This is a genomic window from Novosphingobium sp. ERN07 (assembly GCF_012641335.1).
Classification (GTDB): Bacteria; Pseudomonadota; Alphaproteobacteria; order Sphingomonadales; family Sphingomonadaceae; genus Novosphingobium.
The window spans coordinates 1-2500 of record NZ_JABAID010000045.1; the positions used below are offsets into that span (position 1 = coordinate 1).

The following is a 2500-nucleotide window of genomic DNA, read 5'->3' on the forward strand; positions in this document are numbered from 1 at the left end:
TGGTTGCGGGGGCAGGATTTGAACCTGCGACCTTCAGGTTATGAGCCTGACGAGCTACCGGGCTGCTCCACCCCGCGTTGGGGTATCGTGCTTGAGCGTGAGCTGGCACGATGGTCGTTCCCTTATCGTCCTTGCTTTGATGCTGGGACGGATATGGGAAGGATTTGTGAATGGGTTTTTGCTTCAACAAACGCAAGCTTCAATGCCTGGCGACGCCCTACTCTTCCAACGCTTGAGCGTTAGTACCATTGGCGCAGTCCGGTTTCACGGCCGAGTTCGAGATGGGATCGGGTGGTTCACGGACGCTATGGTCACCAGGCAATGGAGCCTGCGGATGTTGTTTTAATCGATGCGTATCTTCAGATGTGTGTCTGGCTGGAAAACCGTCCGTCGCAACCGCGCTGCTGGTAAGATTGTTACCGTGCAGGGCTGTCATTGATGGTGGGACTCTTCAAGCATGAACAGAGTTATTAGGACCGGTTAGCTTCATGCGTTACCGCACTTCCACACCCGGCCTATCAACGTGGTGGTCTACCACGACTCGATGATACCTTATCTTGAGGGAGGCTTCCCGCTTAGATGCTTTCAGCGGTTATCCCGTCCATGCATAGCTACCCTGCTGCGCTCCTGGCGGAACGACAGGTACACCAGAGGCATGTTCATCCCGGTCCTCTCGTACTAGGGACAACTCCTCTCAAGTATCGACGCCCACGGCAGATAGGGACCAAACTGTCTCGCGACGTTCTGAACCCAGCTCACGTACCACTTTAATTGGCGAACAGCCAAACCCTTGGGACCTGCTCCAGCCCCAGGATGTGATGAGCCGACATCGAGGTGCCAAACGATTCCGTCGATATGAGCTCTTGGGAATCATCAGCCTGTTATCCCCGGCGTACCTTTTATCCGTTGAGCGATGGCCCTTCCACGAGGGACCACCGGATCACTATGACCGACTTTCGTCTCTGCTCGACTCGTCAGTCTCGCAGTCAGGCAGGCTTATGCCATTGCACTCTAACAGCCGGTTTCCAACCGGCCTGAGCCTACCATCGCGCGCCTCCGTTACTCTTTAGGAGGCGACCGCCCCAGTCAAACTACCCGCCACAGAGGGTCCCCGAACCGGATAACGGTCCTGGGTTAGACATCAGAAAACAACAGGGTGGTATTTCACCTATGGCTCCACACCAGCTGGCGCCGGTGCTTCAAAGCCTCCCACCTATGCTACACAATTCTTTCCTAATGCCACTCTGAAGCTGCAGTAAAGGTGCACGGGGTCTTTCCGTCTAACCGCGGGTACTCCGCATCTTCACGGAGAATTCAATTTCGCTGAGCATATCCTGGAGACAGTGGGGAAGTCGTTACGCCATTCGTGCAGGTCGGAACTTACCCGACAAGGAATTTCGCTACCTTAGGACCGTTATAGTTACGGCCGCCGTTTACCGGGGCTTCAATTCGGAGCTTGCACTCCTCCTCTTAACCTTCCGGCACCGGGCAGGCGTCAGACCCTATACGTCGTCTTGAAGCCGACTTAGCAGAGTCCTGTGTTTTTGCTAAACAGTCGCTACCCCCTGGCCTGTGCCCCCTCATACTGCTTGCGCAATGTGAGGGCCTCCTTCTTCCGAAGGTACGGAGGCAATTTGCCGAGTTCCTTCAGGATACTTCTCTCAAGCGCCTTGGTATACTCTACCTGACCACCTGTGTCGGTTTCGGGTACGGTCTATACGGTGGGGCTATTTCCTGGAACCATTTCGAAGCCACTCCAATCCAATAAGGAGTGACAACACACATGATCCGTCACACACCACCAGGCCCACGAATATTAACGTGGTTCCCATCGACTACCCCCTTCGGGCTCGTCTTAGGGGCCGGCTCACCCTGCTCAGATTAGCTTTAAGCAGGAACCCTTGGTCTTTCGGCGAGAGGGCATCTCACCCTCTTTGTCGCTACTCATGTCAGCATTCGCACTTCCGATACCTCCACGACCCATTACCAGATCGCTTCTCAGGCCTACGGAACGCTCCGCTACCGCTCGGACCGAAGTCCGAACCCTAAGCTTCGGTGCATCACTTTAGCCCCGTTACATCTTCGCCGCAGGAACCCTTGTTTAGACCAGTGAGCTGTTACGCTTTCTTTAAAGGATGGCTGCTTCTAAGCCAACCTCCTGGTTGTTTTGGGATTCCCACATGCTTTCCCACTTAGTGATGACTTGGGGACCTTAGCTGTAGGTTAGGGCTGTTTCCCTTTTGACGACGGACCTTAGCACCCGCCGTCTGTCTGCCGAACAAGTCTCGTTGGTATTCGGAGTTTGGTTAGAATTGGTAGATCTCGCGACCCCCGCATCCATCCAGTGCTCTACCCCCAACGGCATACATTCGACGCTCTACCTCAATAGATTTCGCGGAGAACCAGCTATTTCCCGGTTTGATTGGCCTTTCACCCCTAAACACAACTCATCCGAGAATTTTTCAACATTCAACGGTTCGGTCCTCCAGTGCGTGTTACC

Annotated in this window: 1 tRNA gene and 2 rRNA genes (1 of these 3 cut by a window edge); all 3 read right to left on the minus strand. The window is 54.4% G+C overall.

The annotated features are described in order from the left end of the window. Positions 1 to 77: transfer RNA gene (locus HGI47_RS21795), tRNA-Met, on the minus strand. 127 nt (positions 78 to 204) lie between these two features. Further along, a 5S ribosomal RNA gene (gene rrf / locus HGI47_RS21800) occupies positions 205 to 319 on the minus strand. Positions 320 to 450: 131 nt separating this feature from the next. Beyond that, a 23S ribosomal RNA gene (locus HGI47_RS21805) occupies positions 451 to 2500 on the minus strand (it continues 742 nt past the right edge of the window).